The following is an 18,891-nucleotide window of genomic DNA, read 5'->3' on the forward strand; positions in this document are numbered from 1 at the left end:
CAGCCGGGCGGTCGAGCGGCGGGCCAGCGCGGCGGTCGCGGCCGGGAGCAGCACCCCCGCGACTGCCAGCCCCGCCGCCAGCACCACCGCCGCCAGCGGCAGCAGGAACGCGGCGATGACGACGGCCGTCACCCCCGTGACCAGCGCGGCGACGGCGGGAAGGAGGCACCGGACCAGCAGGTCCTGGACGGCGTCGGTGTCGTCGACCATCCGGCTCAGCAGGTCGGCCCCCCGGTGGGAGAGCGGCCCGGCCGGGATGAGCGAGTCGTAGAGGCGCTCCCGGGTCGCCGCCTGCGCCCGCAGCGCGACGTCGTGCCCCGACAGCCGCTCGGCGTAGCGGAAGACCCCGCGGGAGGTCGCGAACGCCCGGACCGCCACGATCGCCACCGACAGCGCGGCCAGTTCGGGCTGCTGCGCGGCCCGGGTGATGAGCCAGGCCGCCGAGGCGATCAGCCCGAGCCCGGCCAGGTCGGCCGCCGAACCTGCCAGCGCGGCGATCAGCAGCCGCCGGTTCCAGATCACCGAAGAGGTCATTTGATCACTCCGTCGTCGACTCTGATCACCCGGTCGGCCAGGGCGATCATGGCCGGGCGGTGGGCGACGATCACCGCGGTGCGGCCCTCGGCCAGGGTGCGGGTGGCCTCGATGACCGCCGCCTCGCTGCGGCCGTCGAGCCGGGCGGTGGGTTCGTCGAGGAGCAGCAGGCCCGCGTCGGGGCGGCAGAAGGCGCGGGCCAGGGCCAAGCGCTGGCGCTGGCCGGCCGACAGGTCGGCGCCGCGTTCGCCGATGACGGTGTCGTAGCCGTCGGGCAGGTCGGTGACGAAGGCGTCGGCCTGGGCGGCGACCGCCGCGGCGCGGATCTCCTCGGGAGAGGCCGCGCCGTCGAGGGAGATGTTGCCGGCCACCGAGGCGGCGAACAGGTGGGGGCGCTGCGGGACGAAGGCCAGCCGCCGCCGCCACTGGTCGAGGTCGAGGGTGGCCAGGTCGACGCCGCCGACCAGGACGCGGCCCTCGGAGGGGGCGACGAAGCCCAGCAGGAGGTGGAGCAGGGTGCTCTTCCCGGCCCCGCTCTCGCCGACCAGGGCGACCCGTTCGCCGGGCGCGATGGTGAGGGACACGTCGAGAAGGGCGGGGTCGTCGCGGCCGGGATAGCGGACGGTCACGCCCTCGATCCGGATCTCCGGCACCCGCTCGTCGACGGCCGCGGCGCGCGGGGCGGCCGGTTCGGCCCCTTCGAGCAGGGCGAAGGCCTGGTCGGCGGCGGTGACGCCCTCCATGGCCGCGTGGAAGCGGGTGCCCATCGCGCGCAGCGGCAGGTAGGCCTCGGGGGCGAGCAGCAGCACGAGCAGGGCCGTCGTCAGGTCGAGCGACCCCGACAGCAGCCGCAGGCCGACCGGGACCGCGACCAGCGCCAGCGACAGGGACGCGACGAGCTCGAGGACCAGCGACGACAGGAACGCCACCCGCAGGGTCTTCATCGTCGCCGAGCGGTGGGCCCCGGCCACGTCGTGGATGACGCTCGCCTGGTAGCGGGCCCGGCCGAACGCCCGCAGGGTCGGCAGGCCCCGGACCACGTCGAGGAAGTGGCCGCCGAGCCGCGACAGGGCGGCCCACTGCCGCTCGGTCACCGCCTTGGTCGTCATGCCGACCAGCGCCCCGAAGATCGGGATCAGCGGCACCGTGACCAGCACGATCAGGGCGGTCGTCAGGTCGGCGGCGAACAGCCGGACGATCACCGCCACCGGCACCACGGCGGCGACGGCGATCGACGGCAGGTAGCCCGTCAGGTAGGGATCGAGCGCGTCGAGGCCCCGGCCGGTCAGCGTCACGAGTTCGCCCGAGCGGGTCTCGGCCGGGCTCATGCCCTGGAATCGGCGCAGCAGCCGGTGCCGCAGCTCCGACTTCACCCCGCTCGCGGTGGCCCCGGCCGCCATGCCCTGGACCCAGCCCAGCGCGCCCCGGGCCGCGATCACCAGGGCCAGCCAGCCCAGCACGCCCACGGCGAACCGCCCCGACAGCACCCCGGCCAGCAGTTCGGCCTGCACCAGGACCAGCAGCCCGGCCGCCACCGCCGCGCCCAGGCACACCATGAGGTGGCGGCGCGGCAGCAGCCGCACGAGACCTTTGTGCACCGAGCCCCCCTCAGAAGTAGGTGGGGACCGGCCCCTTCCCGAAGGCCCTCCACACCCAGATCTGCGCCCCGGCCATGACCGGGACGAACGGCAACACCATAAACGTCATGACCGTCAGGGTCGCCGACGGGGCCGCGTTGCCGACCACCGCTCCGGCGAACCCGACCAGCGGCACCAGCGCCGGTACGGCCGCCAGCGCCCCGGTGACCAGCGGAGATCCCCCGCCGGTCAGCCGCCAGTCGAGGAACCGCCGGCCGTGCAGCACGAACAGGGCGGCGATGAGGAGGCCGTACAGGAGCCCGAACGGGAACGAGAACCCGGCCAGGCCGGCCAGGAACAGCCCCCAGGCCAGGCAGACGCCGAGCGAGCCGAGGGCGATGACCCACTCCCAGAAGGCGCGGGCGAACAGGCGGCGGCGGAACCACAGGCCCATGTCGCGCACCACCCACGAGACCAGCAGCAGCACCACGGCGGTGTAGTTGGCGCTCAGGGCGTGCTCACACGCGGGGAACGCGCCGAACAGCACGCCCGCGACGGCGATCAGCCACACCTCGTTGGCCAGCACGAACGGGCCGATGGCGCCGATCGCCCGGTCGCGGTCGGCGGTGACGGGCAGGAGCAGGCCGACGCCGAGGTCGAACCCCTCCAGGGCGAAGTAACCGATCAGCAGCAGCGCCAGGACGCCGAACCACAGGATCTCCATCAGTAGCTCCTAGAAGGTCAGCGCGGGGGCGGGCGCGGCGGGGTTCTCGCCGAGCGCGATCTCGTGGGGGCCGCGCCGGATGATCCGCACGATCAGCACGTAGTTGGCCACCGTCAGCAGCGTCAGCACGCCCACGAATCCGGCGAACGACAGGATGATCTGGCCGCCGGTCAGCCCGGGGGTGATCGCGTCGGCGACCTTCAGCCGCTCCCAGATCATCCACGGCTGGCGGCCCTCCTCCCGGGCGATCCACCCGAGGATCGCCGCGACGAAGGGGAGGGGGGTGACCAGCACGATCAGCGGGTGGAGGAACCGCCAGCGCGGCGCCCACTTGACCACGATCACCAGCACCAGGGCGACCAGCTGGAGCAGGTGCCCGAGGAGGATCATCATGCCGAGGCCGAAGGCGGCCGCCGGCCGGTCGACGAACTTGTCGGGCTGGACGCTGGTCACCGGCCCGAACTGGGCGAACCCGAAGCCGACGACCATCATCGTGCCGGCGAACGAGGTCCAGATCCCCATCCGCATCGAGCGGGAGAAGAGCTCCTGGTCGGGGGTCCGGCGGAACAGGTGGTAGGCGCTCGCGCCCATCACCACGAAGCCGCCCACGGTCAGGCCGGCCGACAGCACGTGGGGCAGCGCCATCGACAGTGAGGGGTTGGTCAGCAGCGCCCCGAAGTCGTCGAGCCGCAGCACGTCGCCGTCGCGCACCGCCCCGGCCGGGTGCTGGAGGAACGAGTTGGCCACCATGATCCAGAAGGCGGAGGCGTAGGCGGTGATCGTGACCAGCCAGATCGTCGCGACGTGCAGCCACTTCGGCAGCCGGTGCCAGCCGAAGATCCACAGGCCGAGGAACGTGGACTCCAGGAAGAACGCGATCAGCGTCTCCAGCGCCAGCGGCGCCCCGAAGACGTCGCCGGCGTAGTGGGTCAGGCCGCTCCAGCTCAGCCCGAACTGGAACTCCATCACGATGCCGGTGACGATGCCGAGCGCGTAGTTCGTCACGTAGATCTGCCCCCAGAAGCGCGTCGTGCGCTCGTCGAGGGTGCTGCCGGTGCGGGCGTATCGGGTGTGCATGATCGCCACAAGGGGGGCCAGGCCCAGCGTGAGCACGACGAACAGGAAATGCAGGCTCCCCGTCACCGCGAACTGCAACCGGGCCAGGTCGAGGACGTCCATGGAAGGCTCCTTATGTCTGGCTACATATAGAGAGCCTACATGTAGACTGGCTACATGCCGAACACGGTTAAGGTGAACTCGTGAACCCCGACGCGCTCCGTGGGCATATGGACGCCCTTCTCCTGTCCGTGGTGGAGCACGAACCCCTCCACGGCTACGCGATCATCGAAGCCCTGCGGGAGCGGTCCGGCGGCGCCCTCGACGTGCCGACAGGGACGGTCTACCCCGCCCTGCGCAGGCTGGAGCGGGCCGGCTTCCTGGCCAGCGAATGGGCGACCGTCGGCGGCCGCAAGAGACGGACCTACCGGCTGACCGACTCGGGCCGGGCCGAACTGGCCGGGGAGCGCTCGGCCTGGAGCAGGTTCACCCGCGTGATCGGACGGGTCCTGGACCCGCAGACGTGAGCCCTACCGGCCCTTCGGGGCCGGGCCCGCCGTCCGCAGGCAGTGGGCCGCGCTCCAGAGCTTCCAGCCCCAGAACGACAGGCTCACCCACGTCGCCACCATGCCCGGGACGTAGTCGTCGAAGGCGGTCAGCACGTTCGCCGTCTCGGTCAGGGCCGAGGACAGCACCGCCATCAACGGAAGCTGGCACCACACCAGCAGGCCCAGCACCCAGGCCACCCGCCGCGACCGGCGGGTCCGGCGCAGCCGCCACAGCGCCACGCCCCCCGCGAGCCCGGTCAGGAGCTGCATGACGTCGACCGTCTTGGCCACCACGTCGAACCAGCCCGGCCGCATCGCGTAGCCGGGCCCCGCGGGGAAGATCTGCCAGAGGAACGTCCACATGAGCGTCAGCAGGGGCGTGCCGAGGAAGAGCAGCAGGGCCGTGTGACGGACCTGGACCGCGGTCAGCTCCTCCTGGAACTCCGGCGCCACCTCGGCGACCGGGCCGAAGTCGGCCACCGCGCGAGCCTGCGCCTCCTCGGGCGACAGGCCCTCTTCCGCGTAGGCCTCGGCCGCGTCGCAGAGGCCGTCGCGGGCCTCGGCGAGGAGATCGCGTCTGGCCCGCCGGGGGCCTCGGAGCGTCTTGGCCAGCTCGTCGACATAGCCGTCGACGGTGGCCGTCTCGTATGCGGTGTCCATGGTCGTTCGCCAGGCTATAGGGGGATCCGGGGACCTCACATCAGGGCGAACCCTGGTCCGTCCCGGACGAATGCGCCCAAGTCCCGCCCTGCGTCACCGCCGGGCGGGGGTGCCGGTTCTGCTGCTGCTGGGGGGTGGACGACGAGAGCACCGCCGCCACCGCCACCAGGGCGAGCAGCGCCACCCACGACAGACGGCTGAAGAACGTGCGCCGGAAGGGCGGCCAGCTGAACCGCAGCTGCCGCCGGCCGCCGGGGCTGGTGGCGAACACGCAGTCGCGCAGCCGCAGCCGCTCGGCGTTCACCACGCCGGGCAGGTGGCAGCGGGTCAGGTCGGCGCCCTCGATCGTCAGGTCGTCGGCGTCGAGGCCGGCGATCGACAGGACCCTGATCGGGCCGCCCTTGCGGCCGACCTTCGACCGGCCCCGGCTGGTCAGGCCGGTCAGGTCGAGGTCGGCGTCGCCCGCGCGCACGGTCAGCCGGCCGAGCACCCGCGCCTCCGACAGGTCGACCGGGCAGCCCGTGACGTGGAGCTCCACCGGGCCGCTGGCCCGCGCCTGGGTCAGCGCCAGGTGCCGGCCCACCACCGAGGGGGCCAGGAACGCCTTCGCCCCGAACCTGACCGACTGGAACCCGGCCGCGCCCTCGAACGCGGTCTTCAGGAACGACACCGGACGCGAGAACCTGGCCCCGCGGAAGGTCGCGTCGCCGTGGAACCTGGCCAGGTCGAAGGAGCTGAACCCGTGGAACTCGGCCCGGCGGAAGGACGCCGAGCCGAAGCACGCCTCGCCGAAGAGGGCGTCACTGGCGACGGCGGACTCGTCCATCGAGAGGTGGCCGCGCACGCGGGAGCCGTACAGAGAGATCTCCCGGCCGAAACGCACGCCCTGAAATGAGACATTTCCCCTGAAACGGGTGTTGAAGAATGACGCGAGCGCCTCGAACCGGGCTTCGTCGAACGACGCGTCGCCGGTGAAAGTGACGTCGCCGAATCGGGCGGGGGAGCGGAACACGGCCTGGTCGAAACGGGCCCGGCCGACGATGTTCTCCATCGCGGCGAGAATCCGGTCGAGCAGCCCGGCGGGGAGGGTCGTGCCGCGCAGGTCGAGGGCCTGCCCCGGCGTCAGCGTGGCGAGGTGGGCTTCCAGTTCTTCGGCTTCCAGGTGGGTCAGGCAGCGGTTGTACGGCTGCCGCGCCACCCCTACGCAATCGGCGCTCGTGGCGCAGGTGCTCCAGGAAAGGAGTTGCCTCATGTCAAAGGCTTACCCACGATCGGCAATTCTTCCGGCCGTTTTCCGGCCCCCTGTCAAATGTGTCGTCGTTGACACCCTCGGAACGGAAAACGGCCCCGGACGTGTTCTTCCGGGGCCGTTTTCGCTCATTCGGTGCTCAACTGGGTGATGCGCGGGGGGCGGAGGGTGCTGAGGATCTCGTCGCTGCAGTTACACGAGCCACAACCGGGGATCATGGAAGTCTCCTGCCGTCGTCGGGACGCGGGACGTACCCAGGGGTGCGACCGGGCAACCTGACCGGCGTGATAGGCCTTGGAATGCGGCGCGACCCAATCGGGTTGCACCCCGAGAGGAAAGGAGTCGCGAGTGGCGACCATCGAGGTAACCGAGAGCAACTTCAACGAGATCGCCGACGACGGCATCGTCCTGCTCGACTTCTGGGCGGAGTGGTGCGGACCGTGCAAGTCGTTCGGCCCGATCTTCGAGAAGGCCTCGGCCAAGCACGAGGACATCAAGTTCGGCAAGATCGACACCGAGGCCCAGCCCGCCCTGGCCCAGGGGTTCGACATCACCGCGATCCCGACCATCATGGCCATCCGTGACGGCATCGTGGTCTTCGCCCAGCCCGGCGCCCTCCCCGCCCCCGCCCTGGACGACCTGATCACCCAGGTCCGCGCCCTCGACATGGACGCGATCCGGGCCGAGATCAGCGCGGAGATCAACAAGAACTAATCCGGCCAGACGAAAAAGGCCCCCGAACCGGGGGCCTTTCGCGTGTCTGGGCTCAGTCGCCCCGGTAGAGCTCCGCGACCCGGAACGCCAGGTCGAGCGACTGCGACCGGTTCAGCCGGGGGTCGCAGGCCGTCTCGTAGCGCAGCGCCAGGTCTTCTTCGAGGATCTGGTGGCCGCCGCCGACGCACTCGGTCACGTCGTCGCCGGTGAACTCGATGTGGATGCCGCCGGGGTGGGTGCCCAGCGCGCGGTGCACCTCGAAGAAGCCGGTCACCTCGTCGAGGACGTCGTCGAGGCGGCGGGTCTTGAAGCCGCCGCTCGCCTCGAACGTGTTGCCGTGCATCGGGTCGCAGATCCACGTCACCACGGCGCCGCTCGCGGTCACCTTCTCGACCAGCGGCGGCAGGGCGTCGCGGACCTTCCCGGCGCCCATGCGGCTGATGAAGGTCAGCCGGCCCGGCTCGTTCGACGGGTTGAGCTTCTCGACCAGCGTCAGCGCCTCGTCGGCGGTCGTGGTCGGGCCCAGCTTGACCCCGATCGGGTTGCGGATCTTGCTGAAGAACTCGACGTGGGCGTGGTCGAGCTGGCGGGTGCGCTCGCCGATCCAGACCATGTGGGCCGAGACGTCGTAGGGCAGACCCGTGCGGCTGTCGATGCGGGTCATCGCGTGGTCGTAGTCGAGGATCAGGGCCTCGTGGGAGGAGTAGAACTCGACCGTGTGGAACTCCGCGGGCTCGGCGCCGCAGGCGCTCATGAACGCCAGCGCCTGGTCGATCTCCCGGGCCAGCCGCTCGTAGCGCTGACCGGCCGGGGAACCGGCCACGAAGTCCTGGTTCCAGGCGTGGACCTGCCGCAGGTCGGCGTAGCCGCCCTTGGTGAAGGCCCGCGCCAGGTTCAGCGTCACCGCCGAGGAGTGATAGGCCCGCAGGAGGCGGCCCGGGTCGGGCACCCGCGAGGCCTCGGTGAAGTCGAACCCGTTGACCATGTCGCCCCGGTAGGCGGGCAGCTCGACGCCGTCGCGGGTCTCGGTGTTCTTCGACCGCGGCTTGGCGAACTGCCCGGCGAGCCGGCCGATCTTGACGACGGGCACCCGTCCGGCGTAGGTCAGCACGATCGCCATCTGGAGCAGCGTCTTGATCTTGTTGCGGACGTTGTCGGCGGTGGCGCCGGCGAACGTCTCGGCGCAGTCACCGCCCTGCAGGACGAACGCCTCGCCGCGCGCGACCGCCGCCAGCTCGTCTTTCAGCCGGTCGCACTCCCCGGCGAAGACCAGCGGCGGCAAACCGCGCAACTCGGTGACCACATCGTCGAGCGCGCCGCGGTCGGGCCACTCGGGCTGCTGGGCGGCGGGCAGGTCACGCCAGGTGTCGAGGTTGAGTGCGCTCACGACATACGAGGTTATCGTTCCTCGTCCCGAGGACCGGCCTGCCATGTCCATTCAGTGAGATGAGCTGACGTGCTCGGGGAGGAATCCCAGCCCGATGGCGCGGCCGAGGAGGCGGCGTACCGGCGAAGGGATCTTGCGCACGGCGGCGCCGATGGACCCCGCATCGGCGTCGCCTGCGAGGACCCGGGCGATGATCCGGTTCTGGATCTGCACCTGGACCGCCTGCGTCGCGGCCGTCGGATACCACCGCCGGCGGCGCAGTTTCGCCAGGAGAGAAGCCGGCACGGGGTCGAGCACCGGCCGCCGGTTCTCCTGCGCCCTGGCGAGGGGCCCGGCGAGGAGGTTCCCGGCCGCGATGGCGTCCTGGATCGCCAGGTTGATCCCGACCCCGCCGACCGGAGACATGGCGTGGGCGGCGTCGCCGATGATCAGCAGGCCCGGCAGATGCCACTGCGGCAGCCGGTTGACGACCACGGTGAGCAGCTGGACGTCGCCGAAGGTGACCTCGCTCGTGTCGAGGTAGGGGAGGAGACTGGTGATGCTCGACCGGAAGTGCTCCAGTCCGCCCGCCTTGAGGTCGTCGAACCCGCCCTTCGGGATCAGGTAGGCCATCTGCCAGTAGTCGCCCCGGTTGAGCGACACCAGCGCCGTGCCCCGTCCCGGCCGCAGGAAGACGTCGTCGGGGTGCCCGTCGTGGCGCGGCAGCCGGAACCACAGCACGTCCATCGGCGCGCCGATGTCGACCGGCTCGAACCCGACGGCCGCGCGCAGATCGCTGTGCCGCCCGTCGGCCGCCACGGTCAGCGCGGCCCGGATCTCGGTCCGGACCCCGTCGGATTCGACCCTGACCCCGCGGACCGCCCCGTTCTCGCGGATCACGTCGACGGCCTTGTGCTCCATGAGCAGCCGGAAGTTCGGGTATTCGGCCGCCGCCGTGGTGATCAGCTTCAGGAAGTCCCACTGCGGCACCATCGCCAGCCGCCGATGCGGGCCGGGCAGGCCCCGGAAGTCGGCCACCGGGATGAACTCCTCGCCCGTGTAGAGGGCGAAGTAGTCGAACGAGCGGTGCGGGATGGCCTCGAACTCCTCCAGCAGCCCCAGCTCGTCGAGGACCTGGATCGTCGAGGGGTGGATCGTGTCTCCCCGGAAGTCGCGGAAGAAGTCGGCGTGCTTCTCCAGCAGCACGACCTCGACTCCGGCCCGCGCGAGCAGCAGCCCCAGCATCGCCCCGGCGGGCCCGCCGCCGGCGATCACCACGGTGGTTTCCATATTTCCCCTTCTACCCGAGCAATCCACGGGGCGGACAGCGGCGAATGGGGTTTGTGAACGATGTCGTGCCCATATCCGTCACGGGCCGCAGCCCCGAGCTCGACGAGCTGCTGACACTGGTCGCCCGCGGCGACGAGACGGCTTTCGAGCGTCTGTACGACAGACTGATCGCCTCGGTGTTCGGACTGATCCGGCGGGTCGTGCGCGACCGGGCCCAGGCCGAGGAGGTCGCCCAGGAGGTCATGGTGGAGGTGTGGCGCACCGCCGCCCGCTTCGACCCGGCCCGGGGGAGCGCCATGTCCTGGGTGATGACCGTGGCCCACCGGCGCGCGGTCGACCGGGTGAGGTCGGCCCAGGCCGCCTCCGACCGCGAGGACCGGGTGGCCCGGATGGGCGGCGAGGTCGCCTACGACCACGTGGCCGAGACCGTGACCACCCGGCTCGAAGGCGAACGCGTCCGCCGCTGCCTCGACGGCCTGACCGAACTGCAACGCCAGGCCGTCACGATGGCGTACTACGGAGGCTACAGCTATCCCGAGGTGGCCGGGCTGTTGAAGGTCCCCTTGGGGACCGTGAAGACGCGGATGCGCGACGGGCTGGTACGACTGCGAGACTGCATGGGGGTGGAACGGTGAACGACGAGATCCACACCCTTTCCGGGGCGTACGCCCTGAACGCCCTTCCATTGCGTGAACTGGGCGAGTTCGAGGGCCACCTGTCGAGGTGCGAGACCTGCACGATCGAGGTTCGCGGCCTCCAGGAGACGACCGCCCGCCTGGGCGTCGCGGTGGCCGAAGCGCCGCCCCGGGCCCTGAAGTCGCGGGTCATGGCCCAGATCGCCGAGGTCCGCCAGGAACCGCCCCTGATCGAGGAGCCGCCCGGGGAGCCCGAGGTCGTCGTCCCGCTGCGCCGCCGCTCCGGCCGGTGGGCCCTGGCGCTTGCGGCCGTCTCGGCAGCCGCGGCGGTGTCGATCGGCGTCGTCGCGGTCAACGAGATCCGTTCGCGCGACGCCTCGATCGAGGAGACCCGGAACCTGCTCGCCGCACCCGACGCGGTGGTCCGGAAGGTCGAGATGGTCGGCGGCGGGTCGGCGACGGTGGTGGCCTCGGAGACGTACGGGAAGGTGATGTTCACCTCCGAGCTGCCGGCGCTGGACGCGTCGAAGACCTACCAGCTGTGGACGATCGGCGGCGAGCGGATCCGGTCGGCGGGGCTGGTCGACGGGGGAGGGGTCCGGACGGCGACGGTGGACCTGCCGGCGGGGACGGACCACTTCGGGGTGACGGTGGAACCGGCGGGGGGCTCGCGGCAGCCGACGACGGAGCCGGTGATGCTCGCGAAGGTGGTCTGACATCGATGATCTTCACTCCGCGGCGGGGGACGCGGCGAACGGCCCCTGCCGGCGGATGCGATTGATCGTGTGCCAGGCCAGGTGCGGATCGGTGGCCAGCAGCAGGCGGGCCTCGGCGACGGCGTCGATCGGCCCGGGATCGGCGCGGAGCTTCTCCAGCGCGGGTTCCGGGCTTTCGACGAAGATCTGGATCAGCATCGCGAGCGTCGACAGGTAGGCGCGGGACTGGACGACCACCGTCTCGTCCGCCTCCTGGTCCGTCAACGACTGATCGGCCAGCCGGTCGAGCTCGGCGGAGGTGAGCGGGACGTCGACGCACGTCGCCAGCCATCGGGTCACCTCGGCCGCCTTCCGGTCGTCGAGCCGGGCGGCCACCCGCAGTTGCGCGGCGATGCTCGTCTCGAGGTCCCGGCGGATCAGGCGGGCCGCCAGCGTGCCCAGGTCGCCGTCTCCGTCGGCCGCGAGCACGGTCAGGTCGAGCACGGAACGGAGGAAGTCGCGGGGCACGCCGCCGGTCAGCGCGTGGCAGAGCCAGACGAACGGCAGCGGCAGGGGAACACTCCGCCGGACGAGCAGGTCGTGTGACTGACCGCTCCGCAGCGCCGGAATGCGGATGATCCGGTCGAAGGAGCTGTCGAAGGTGTTGCGCACGCCCAGGCTGCGCCGTTCGTAGCCGACGATGGCGTCCTCGGAGAGCGCGACGAGGAAGAAGCATCCGTGCACACCGAAGATGACCTTGAGATCGTTGAGGAACCGCTCGGTCTCGTCGGCTGTGCCGATCTTGTCCAGCTCGTCGATCCCGATGATGACCTTGCCCTTGCGGTCCTGCCGGTCCAGGGCGATCTGGCCGAGCAGATCCCGGAGATCGGCCACCAGCTGCGGATAGCCGCGCACGTGCTCGGTCCGCTGGACGGCCGCCTGACGCGCCACCTTCGACCCGCCCGGCAGGCCGACCTCCCCGGAGTTGGTCTGGGTGACCGCCTCCAGGTAGCGCAACGAACGCAGATGCGCGCGGGCCGACACCTCCGAGGCGCTGGAGCCGAGCGCCTGCGGCGATCTACGGGCTCTGCGCCAGGCCACCGACAGTCCGACGAGGATCAGGGTCACGCCCCCCGCGCCGACCAGCGCCAGCGGGTTCCGCCCGGCCTCGGCCGTGACGGTTCGGAGCCAGTCCCAGAGCCAGGCGATCCCCAGCAGCGACGCCCCGACGAGGGCGGCCGCGAGCGGGATCGCCTCCAGCAGCCGGGCCCGCAGTGCCAGCCGGGGCGCGCGCTCCCTCGTCTCACCGGTGACCTGCTCGCACACGCGCAGGAACAGATGGGTGATGAACTCCTTCGGATCGTAGGCGGTCGGGGCGTGCACCAGCACGCAGAGGTGAGCGCCGCTCTGGGGCCGGTCGGGGGAGCAGATCCGGCGCAGCGTCGTGCTCTTGCCCGCCCCGCGCGCGCCGCTCAGCCCCACGCTCGCGCTGCCGTGCTGGACGATGACCTCCTCGAGGAAGTCGCTGGCCGTCGTGCCGACGAACTCGTCGATCCTGCTCCACCGGCCCAGCCGTCCCGGATCGATGTCGGGGAGGGTGGTGGCCATGGCGTCGTGATCGTCGCCGAGTTCGGCCCTGATCAGCGGCAGCAGACCCTCCCGTACGAGGGCACGGACCCAGTCCTGGTGTGCCTGCTGCGCCGCCACCCGGAACCTCGCCAGCCCGGACGGCAACCGCAGCCAGGCCGCGGGGTCCGGGTCGGCCAGGATGGTCCGCACCCGCTGGGCGGGAGCGCTCACCCACCACATCAGCACCGAGAGAAGTGCGATCCCGAGCCCTGCCCACACCCCGGCCTGCGCCGCTTCCGCGACTCCCGAGGCTCCTGCGAGGGTGAAGGCCCAGGTGACGGCCAGCCCGCCGAAAAGGAGGATCGGCAGTGGACGGACCAGCAGCCGGCGCACCGCCCGGCCGCCGTCCCTCAGCCGCTCCCGGCGCTCCTCCGGCCGACCGGGGCCGGGCTTCCCGCCCAGGTCCCGGGCCCTGAGGAAGGCCGTCCAGACGAAGGTGGCCACGGAGGTCGCGGCGTAGCCCGCCGACGCGAGGCCCAACGTCGGGAGAAGCACGGCGGGCGACAGCCAGATCATGCCCGCGAGCCAGGCGGTCGCGGCACCCGCCCCCCACGCCAGCCACCGGTAGAGGTGCGCCGGATAGCTCCACACGGAGAGCCGGGCCGCCGCCACGAGGGCCTCACGCGCCTTGACGTAGCGCTCATGGTGGAACTGCGCGGCGAGTTCGATCTCCTCGGCGTGTTCGTCCAGCAGCGGCAGGATCAGCTCGTCCGCCGCCTTGCGGCTTCTTCCCTGCCCAGCCCGGCCGAGCTTCAGCTGCACCTCCGGCAGGCCCATGGCCTCCTCCCGGACCTTCGTCCGGATGACGTGATCGATGCCGCCTGCTTCCGCCCCGATCGCCGACACGGTCACCTGGGCGGGATCACCGGTGGCCACTCCGTCGGCGAGGCCCTCGGCCGTCGTCGTGCGGAGGTCGTCGTCCACATGGTCATCGAGGCCCGCCGTGCTGTCGCGGCTTGTCAGCAGGCCCTGGAACTCCAGTGCGCGGAATCGGTAGGCGGAACCGACGCGCCGGAGCAGGCCGTACCGTTCGGCCCGCTCCAGGAAGACCATCAACCGGAGGGGAGCCCTCCCTCGGACGCCGAGCAGCCCGACCGCCAGCAGATAGTCGAAGGCGGGCGTTCCCGGCGCGGCGGCGAAGCCGCTGACGAGGCCGAGCGCCAGCTTCACGTTCCAGTCGAGGCCGAGTCCCGGAAGTATCCACTGGAGGGCGGTCGCCAGGCCGACCGCGACGGCGTCTACGCCCACCACGAGTGCCAGGCCGCGGAGCAGTCCGCTGCGGACCTCGGCCCGCGGAGTGCTCGCGCCGCCGGTCGCGAACGGCGGGCGATGGACGCGCATCGTGGGCCGTCGCCTCGTGGTGGAGGCGATCCGGTACCCGCCCACCAGCGCGGCCGGCAGGAGGATCAGGGCGTCGCTCCAGGAACCCCACCATGTGCCCATGAGCACCGGGAGAGTCACGGCGAAGACCACCCCGGTGGCGGTGTACGCGCGAGGGGAGACCACTTCATGGAGCCGCCACCACGCCAGCTCCTGTTGACCCGAGCGCATGTAACGGTCCAGGAAACGTAACCATCGCTTGGCCGCCGAGCCGTAGAGCCGCTCGAACGGCATCAGGGACCGCACATCCAGATAGCGGTCGAGCAGGTGGCGTTCGATGTCCGAGGAGGTGGGAAAGCGGGTGGAATCGAAGAGTTCGGCGGGATTCCCCTCGCCTGACTCGTAGACGTCGCGGAACAGCCCGAGCATGACGGGTCTGGCCAGCACCTCGGCCAACGGCCCGGTCCCGCCGCCGGACAGCGCTCCGACGACCTGGTCCCACCCCGAGTCGAACGGGGTGACCGCCGGGCGGATCTCGTCCAGATACTTCGCCACCGCCTGGGGCACGAGGGCCTGCGCCTCGACCACCAAGCCGTAGCCGCGTCGGTCGCCGAGCAGCAGGCGGCTGACCTGCCGGCTGTTCAGCGACCGGCTGATGATGATCAGATATTCACCCGGTGTCAACGCCTGCTCCAGCGCGTTGAACGCCAACCGCCTCCTCGACGGCGGGATTTCGTCGAAGCCGTCGAGAATGGGCAGAATCCGGCGGCGACCCACCAGCACCTTCGCCATGTCGGCGCCGAATTTCTGGCCGGCGAGCCACGGATGATCGGCGAGGATCTGGGCGGCCAGCCAATCGTGAAACGGCTCCTTGTCCGGATCCCAGGAGTGGAGTCCGGTCAGGAAAGGCAATGGCCGGTCCTGGACATTGCGCTGGCCCAGCATGTGCAGCGCGAGCCGGATGGCCAGACTCGTCTTCCCCGAGCCGGGAGGTCCGGTGATCATCATTCGATGATTGGGCAGCGACCAGAACGCCTCCGCGATGTGGAAGACGGAGGCGCCCCACACTTCTCCGTCGACCGTCCATCTGACCGGCAGTTCCAGCGATCCGGTGAGACCCGAGGCGACCGCGGTCGCGTGCCATTGCCGATGAACGGCTCTGGCGAGTTCCTGCTCCGCGTGTTTCGCCGAGTGGGTCCCGGCGTTGGATTGAAGCCGCAGGTCGTAAAGGATGGTCATCACGGCGAGGCCCAGTGAGAGATACCCCCACGACCAGGTCAGGCGCCCGACGGCGAAGATCTGGTTGACGGCCACCCCCGCGGCCACCAGCAGCGCCGCCATGGTGAGCATGCGGGCGATCGTCCTGTTCAATTCCGTCTCCCGGCGCCCCCCTATCCGCGTGCGTCGGCCATTGCCGGCATGAGGAGCATCAAAGAGGTTTCGCCCGATGGGCTTACTTCGTTTCAGGGAAAAAGAAAAGAGTGGTGTTTCCAATGTGTGGGCGATTTCGCCAGAAATGCCGAACGGCAGGGCATATTTCATAAATTGCCCTGCCGTTCGCGAGAGATCAGTTCGTGAGGATGCCCAGCGCCCGGACCAGCCCCTCCGTCGCCCCGTTCCGGAGCCGGGCGTAGTCGGCCTCCGGATACTGCCGGGGCCCGTCCTCCACCAGCAGGATCAGGTACAGGTACGCCTGGTACATCGCGAACCGCACCCGTGACGTCGGGGTGAACCCCGCCCGCCCGCCGCCCTCCTGGTACCCCGCCAGCATCGGGTCGTCGCCGGTCAGGTCGGAGAAGATGGTCGGGGTCACGAAGTCGGCCAGCGGATCGCCCCAGAAGGCGCGTTCGTGGTCGATCAGGGCCTCGACCGTTCCGTCGGGGTTAAGGAACACGTTCCCCGGCCACACGTCGAAGTGGACCAGCGTGGGGGCCTGCACGTCGTCGAGGGCCGCCGCGTTGCGGTGGAAGGCGCCGACCAGGTCGAGGATCGTGGCCGGCAGGCGGGTCTCCCACTTCACGGCGTCGTCGAGGATCGCGCCGACCATCTTCAGGAACGCCTCGCGCCACGTCGCTCCGGTCAGGCCCGCGTAGGGGTAGCCGAACGTGCCGGTGCCGGGGATGCGGTGCAGGGTGGCCAGGTGGGCGCCCATCTCGCGGCGGAGGGCGGCGTCGCGCGCGGGGTCGGGCGCCGCGCGGTTCCACGGCGTGCCCGCCAGCGCCGACAGGATCAGCCAGTCGCCGCCGATCTCGGGGTCGTCGAAGCCCGCGTGGAGGAGCGTGGCCATGGGCAGGCCGGTGCCCTGGGCCAGGTGGTAGACCATGGCCTCGGTGCGCAGCAGGTCGCGCTCGTAGGTCAGCAGCGGCAGGTCGGGCGGCGGGCCGACCTTCAGCACGACCTGCGACTCGTCGTCGAGGCCGAGGCGCCAGACGGCGTTGGCGAAGCCGTCGGGCAGTTCCTCGGCCGTCACGACGCCCGCTCCCAGGGCTCCGATGGCGAGCGCGTCGAGTTGGGCGGTCGTCAGGGACCGCTTCGTCTTGCTGTCCATGACTCGTCAGGCCGCCGAGATGGTCCAGCTCGCCTCGTGCGTGTCGCCGGGCTTGAGGACGATCAGGTCGGTGCCGCTGTTGTAGGCGTCGGGCGGGCAGGTCATCGGCTCCACCGCGACGCCCTTGTAGCCCAGGCCCACGCCGTTGCAGACCTGGACCCACGGCAGGGACTCGTGGTCCCACGTGACGGCCACGCCGCCGCCGGGGCCGCTCACGACGACGCGGCCCTCGGTCAGGGCGGTGTACGCGTGGTCGATCGCGACCTGACCGAGCGCGTGCGCCTCGCGGAAGTCGTAGTCGGTGCCGTCGACCGCGACCAGCTCCGTGGGGGCGAGCAGCTCGTCGGTCAGGAACACCTTCCCCGCCGGGAGGGACAGCGTGTATTCGGTCACGTCGGGGCCGGCCAGCAGCCACGGGTGGGGGCCGCAGCCGTAGGGGGCGGCGGCCTCGCCGATGTTCTCGGCCTTCAGCGTGGTCGTCAGGCCCGACTCGTCGAGGACGTACGTCGTGGTCAGGGCGAGCCGGTAGGGGTAGCCCTGGTGGGGCTCCAGCGTGTAGGTCATGACCGCCGACGAGCGGTGGTCTTCGATCGCGGTGAACTCCACGCACGACCAGTGGGCGTCGGAGACGAAGCCGTGCAGCGCGTGGCCCCGGTCGGGCTCGTTCACGGGGAGCTCGAAGCACTCGTCGGCGAAGACGTAGCGGGCGCCGACGACCCGGTTGGGCCACGGGGCGAGCAGGGTGCCGTTGTAGAACTCGATCGGCCCGTCGACGGGGCGGCTCGGGATCAGGTCACGTCCTCCGTGCGTGAGGGCCGACACGGCGCCGCCGAGTTCGGTCAGCTCCGCGCGGTAGCCGCCGCCGAGGAGGGTGTACTGGGGCACGGGGGGTGTCCTTTCTCCGAGAGACAAGGTCAAGGGTATGCGCCACGTGATCGGCCCAGCTCGGCAGCCTCCTGGCCACCCGAGTGGGAGCGCTCCCACAACCTAGTGTGAATTGGGTTGATGAGTCAACGAAAAAGAGGCAGGTCACCGCAGTTCGCCGGTCTCGATGAGATTCCGGTACCAAAGGGCGCTGTCTTTGGGAATTCGCTTCTGCGTCTCGTAGTCGACGTGCACGATGCCGAATCGCTGGCTGTATCCCTCGGCCCATTCGAAATTGTCGAGCAGCGACCACACGTGATATCCCTCGACGTTCGCGCCCGCTTTCATGGCGCGGTGCATCGCGCCGATGTGGCCGCGCAGATAGCTGATCCGGTCGTCGTCGTGCACGCCGCCGTCGGCCGCGACGGCGTCGTCGGTCGCCAGGCCGTTCTCGGTGATGACGATCGGCACGCCGGGGTGGTCGCGGCTGACGCGCAGCAGGATGTCGTGCAGGCCGTCGGGGTAGTCCTCCAGCCAGTTCGCCACCCTGACCGGGTGGCGGACGACGCGCCGCTGTTCGGCGTCCATGAAGAGCGGCGTGTAGTACTGCACCCCGAGCACGTCCACCTTCTCGCTGATGATCTCCATGTCCCCGTCCATGATCATGTCATGCCGGGTCATGGCCTCCTCCGGGTAGGCGCCGGTGAAGACCGGCTCCAGGTAGAGGCGGTTCTCGCGGGCGTCCTGGCGGCGCGCGGCCTCCTTCGCCCCCGGCGAGTCGTCGGCCGGGTAGGTGGGGTGCAGGTTCAGCGCGGGACCGATCCGGCGGCCGGGGTGCCGGTCGTGCAGGACGCGGGAGGCCAGGCCGTGGGCCAGCAGCAGGTGGTGGCAGGCGACCAGGGCGCGGTCGTCGTCGCGGACGCCGGGGGCGTGGATGCCGGTGCGGTAGCCGCAGTCGACGACGGTCTTCGGCTCGTTGATCGTGATCCAGTCACGGACGTGCAGGGCGTCGTACATGATCTCGGCGTATTCGGCGAAACGGTGGGCCGTGTCGCGGTTCTCCCAGCCGCCCTCGTCCTGCAGGGCCTGGGGGAGGTCCCAGTGGAACAGCGTGACCATCGGGCGGATGCCGGCGCCGACCAGGGCGTCGACCAGGCGCTTGTAGTAGTCGAGGCCCTTGAGGTTGGGGCGGCCGGCGCCCGTCGGCTGGACGCGCGGCCAGGCGATCGAGAAGCGGTAGCTCTCCAGGCCGAGCTCGCGCATCAGCTCGACGTCCTGCTCGAAGCGGTGGTACTGGTCGGCGCCCGGATCGCCGGTGTCGCCGTCCCGCACGTTTCCGGGGGTGGCGGCGAAGGTGTCCCACACCGACACCCCCCGGCCGTCCTCCTTGGTGGCGCCCTCCACCTGGAAGGCGGAGGTGGCCGCCCCCCAGACGAAGTCGCGCGGGAAGCGTACGGGCGTCATGGTTCTCCTCGGTCGGTG

The 18,891-nt window shown here is 70.9% G+C and carries 15 protein-coding genes and 1 pseudogene; 4 read left to right on the plus strand and 12 right to left on the minus strand.

Going from position 1 to position 18,891, the window contains the following annotated elements; genetic code table 11:
* The 4 genes and pseudogenes from FDA94_RS33980 to FDA94_RS33995 form a co-directional block, all read right to left on the minus strand.
* Positions 1-534 (minus strand): annotated as a pseudogene (locus FDA94_RS33980) (thiol reductant ABC exporter subunit CydC); the annotation flags it as partial.
* Complete coding sequence (gene cydD, locus FDA94_RS33985; protein WP_246060301.1) at positions 531-2,132, minus strand: thiol reductant ABC exporter subunit CydD; 1,602 nt, start codon at positions 2,130-2,132, stop codon at positions 531-533. The gene cydD and the pseudogene FDA94_RS33980, both read right to left, overlap by 4 nt.
* Positions 2,133-2,142: 10 nt before the next feature.
* Positions 2,143-2,835 carry a cytochrome d ubiquinol oxidase subunit II gene (locus tag FDA94_RS33990; RefSeq protein WP_137251165.1) on the minus strand — a complete coding sequence of 231 codons (693 nt, stop codon included), beginning with the start codon at positions 2,833-2,835 and terminating at the stop codon, positions 2,143-2,145.
* Between the two features lie 9 nt (positions 2,836-2,844).
* On the minus strand, positions 2,845-4,014 hold the full coding sequence (locus tag FDA94_RS33995) for a cytochrome ubiquinol oxidase subunit I (protein WP_137251166.1): 1,170 nt from the start codon (positions 4,012-4,014) through the stop codon (positions 2,845-2,847).
* 107 nt (positions 4,015-4,121) lie between these two features.
* Between FDA94_RS33995 and FDA94_RS34000 the strand changes: the two genes are divergently transcribed.
* A complete protein-coding gene (locus FDA94_RS34000) occupies positions 4,122-4,418 on the plus strand; it encodes a helix-turn-helix transcriptional regulator (RefSeq protein ID WP_051759994.1) in 297 nt (98 codons plus the stop codon).
* Positions 4,419-4,421: 3 nt separating this feature from the next.
* Here the strand turns inward: FDA94_RS34000 and FDA94_RS40130 are convergent, their stop codons facing one another.
* Complete coding sequence (locus FDA94_RS40130; protein ID WP_212735634.1) at positions 4,422-5,099, minus strand: permease prefix domain 1-containing protein; 678 nt, start codon at positions 5,097-5,099, stop codon at positions 4,422-4,424.
* Positions 5,100-5,139: 40 nt separating this feature from the next.
* Complete coding sequence (locus tag FDA94_RS34010; protein ID WP_137251167.1) at positions 5,140-6,351, minus strand: pentapeptide repeat-containing protein; 1,212 nt, start codon at positions 6,349-6,351, stop codon at positions 5,140-5,142.
* A 345-nt stretch (positions 6,352-6,696) separates the two neighbouring features.
* On the opposite strand from FDA94_RS34010, the gene FDA94_RS34015 reads away from it, so the two are divergent.
* A complete protein-coding gene (locus tag FDA94_RS34015; RefSeq protein ID WP_062331051.1) occupies positions 6,697-7,062 on the plus strand; it encodes a thioredoxin family protein in 366 nt (121 codons plus the stop codon).
* A 52-nt stretch (positions 7,063-7,114) separates the two neighbouring features.
* Here the strand turns inward: FDA94_RS34015 and FDA94_RS34020 are convergent, their stop codons facing one another.
* Both FDA94_RS34020 and FDA94_RS34025 read right to left on the minus strand, forming a co-directional pair.
* Positions 7,115-8,449, minus strand: coding sequence for a class II 3-deoxy-7-phosphoheptulonate synthase (locus tag FDA94_RS34020; RefSeq protein ID WP_246060302.1), 1,335 nt, complete (start codon positions 8,447-8,449; stop codon positions 7,115-7,117).
* Between the two features lie 51 nt (positions 8,450-8,500).
* The gene (locus tag FDA94_RS34025) at positions 8,501-9,718 is read right to left on the minus strand and encodes an FAD-dependent oxidoreductase (RefSeq protein ID WP_137251169.1); all 1,218 of its coding nucleotides are present in this window, start codon (positions 9,716-9,718) and stop codon (positions 8,501-8,503) included.
* A gap of 44 nt (positions 9,719-9,762) precedes the next feature.
* Here FDA94_RS34025 and sigK point away from each other — a divergent pair, with 44 nt between their 5' ends.
* Entirely contained in the window at positions 9,763-10,353 is a 591-nt protein-coding gene (sigK, locus tag FDA94_RS34030; RefSeq protein ID WP_137251170.1) for an ECF RNA polymerase sigma factor SigK, read from the plus strand.
* Positions 10,350-11,069 carry an anti-sigma factor gene (locus FDA94_RS34035; RefSeq protein ID WP_137251171.1) on the plus strand — a complete coding sequence of 240 codons (720 nt, stop codon included), beginning with the start codon at positions 10,350-10,352 and terminating at the stop codon, positions 11,067-11,069. Before sigK ends, FDA94_RS34035 begins: the two co-directional genes overlap by 4 nt.
* Positions 11,070-11,081: 12 nt before the next feature.
* On the opposite strand, the gene FDA94_RS41260 is transcribed toward FDA94_RS34035, so the two are convergent.
* The 4 genes from FDA94_RS41260 to FDA94_RS34055 all read right to left on the minus strand — a co-directional run bounded on the left by FDA94_RS41260 (position 11,082) and on the right by FDA94_RS34055 (position 18,873).
* The gene (locus tag FDA94_RS41260; RefSeq protein WP_170991245.1) at positions 11,082-15,368 is read right to left on the minus strand and encodes an NACHT domain-containing protein; all 4,287 of its coding nucleotides are present in this window, start codon (positions 15,366-15,368) and stop codon (positions 11,082-11,084) included.
* A 196-nt stretch (positions 15,369-15,564) separates the two neighbouring features.
* Positions 15,565-16,545, minus strand: coding sequence for a phosphotransferase family protein (locus tag FDA94_RS34045; RefSeq protein ID WP_137251173.1), 981 nt, complete (start codon positions 16,543-16,545; stop codon positions 15,565-15,567).
* Between the two features lie 6 nt (positions 16,546-16,551).
* Entirely contained in the window at positions 16,552-17,430 is an 879-nt protein-coding gene (locus FDA94_RS34050) for an aldose 1-epimerase family protein (protein WP_137251174.1), read from the minus strand.
* Between the two features lie 144 nt (positions 17,431-17,574).
* Positions 17,575-18,873, minus strand: coding sequence for a GH1 family beta-glucosidase (locus FDA94_RS34055; protein WP_137251175.1), 1,299 nt, complete (start codon positions 18,871-18,873; stop codon positions 17,575-17,577).
* Between the last annotated feature and the right edge of the window lie 18 nt (positions 18,874-18,891).

It is taken from the genome of Herbidospora galbida, assembly GCF_005233835.1.
GTDB lineage: Bacteria > Actinomycetota > Actinomycetes > Streptosporangiales > Streptosporangiaceae > Herbidospora > Herbidospora galbida.

Bases quoted from the DNA above. Each gene is read 5' to 3' on its own strand.
- FDA94_RS33990 (WP_137251165.1), bottom strand. From the start codon at position 2,835: ATGGAGATCCTGTGGTTCGGCGTCCTGGCGCTGCTGCTGATCGGTTAC.
- FDA94_RS33995 (WP_137251166.1), bottom strand. From the start codon at position 4,014: ATGGACGTCCTCGACCTGGCCCGGTTGCAGTTCGCGGTGACGGGGAGC.
- FDA94_RS34000 (WP_051759994.1), top strand. From the start codon at position 4,122: ATGGACGCCCTTCTCCTGTCCGTGGTGGAGCACGAACCCCTCCACGGC.
- FDA94_RS40130 (WP_212735634.1), bottom strand. From the start codon at position 5,099: ATGGACACCGCATACGAGACGGCCACCGTCGACGGCTATGTCGACGAG.
- FDA94_RS34010 (WP_137251167.1), bottom strand. From the start codon at position 6,351: ATGAGGCAACTCCTTTCCTGGAGCACCTGCGCCACGAGCGCCGATTGC.
- FDA94_RS34025 (WP_137251169.1), bottom strand. From the start codon at position 9,718: ATGGAAACCACCGTGGTGATCGCCGGCGGCGGGCCCGCCGGGGCGATG.
- sigK (WP_137251170.1), top strand. From the start codon at position 9,763: ATGGGGTTTGTGAACGATGTCGTGCCCATATCCGTCACGGGCCGCAGC.
- FDA94_RS34045 (WP_137251173.1), bottom strand. From the start codon at position 16,545: ATGGACAGCAAGACGAAGCGGTCCCTGACGACCGCCCAACTCGACGCG.
- FDA94_RS34055 (WP_137251175.1), bottom strand. From the start codon at position 18,873: ATGACGCCCGTACGCTTCCCGCGCGACTTCGTCTGGGGGGCGGCCACC.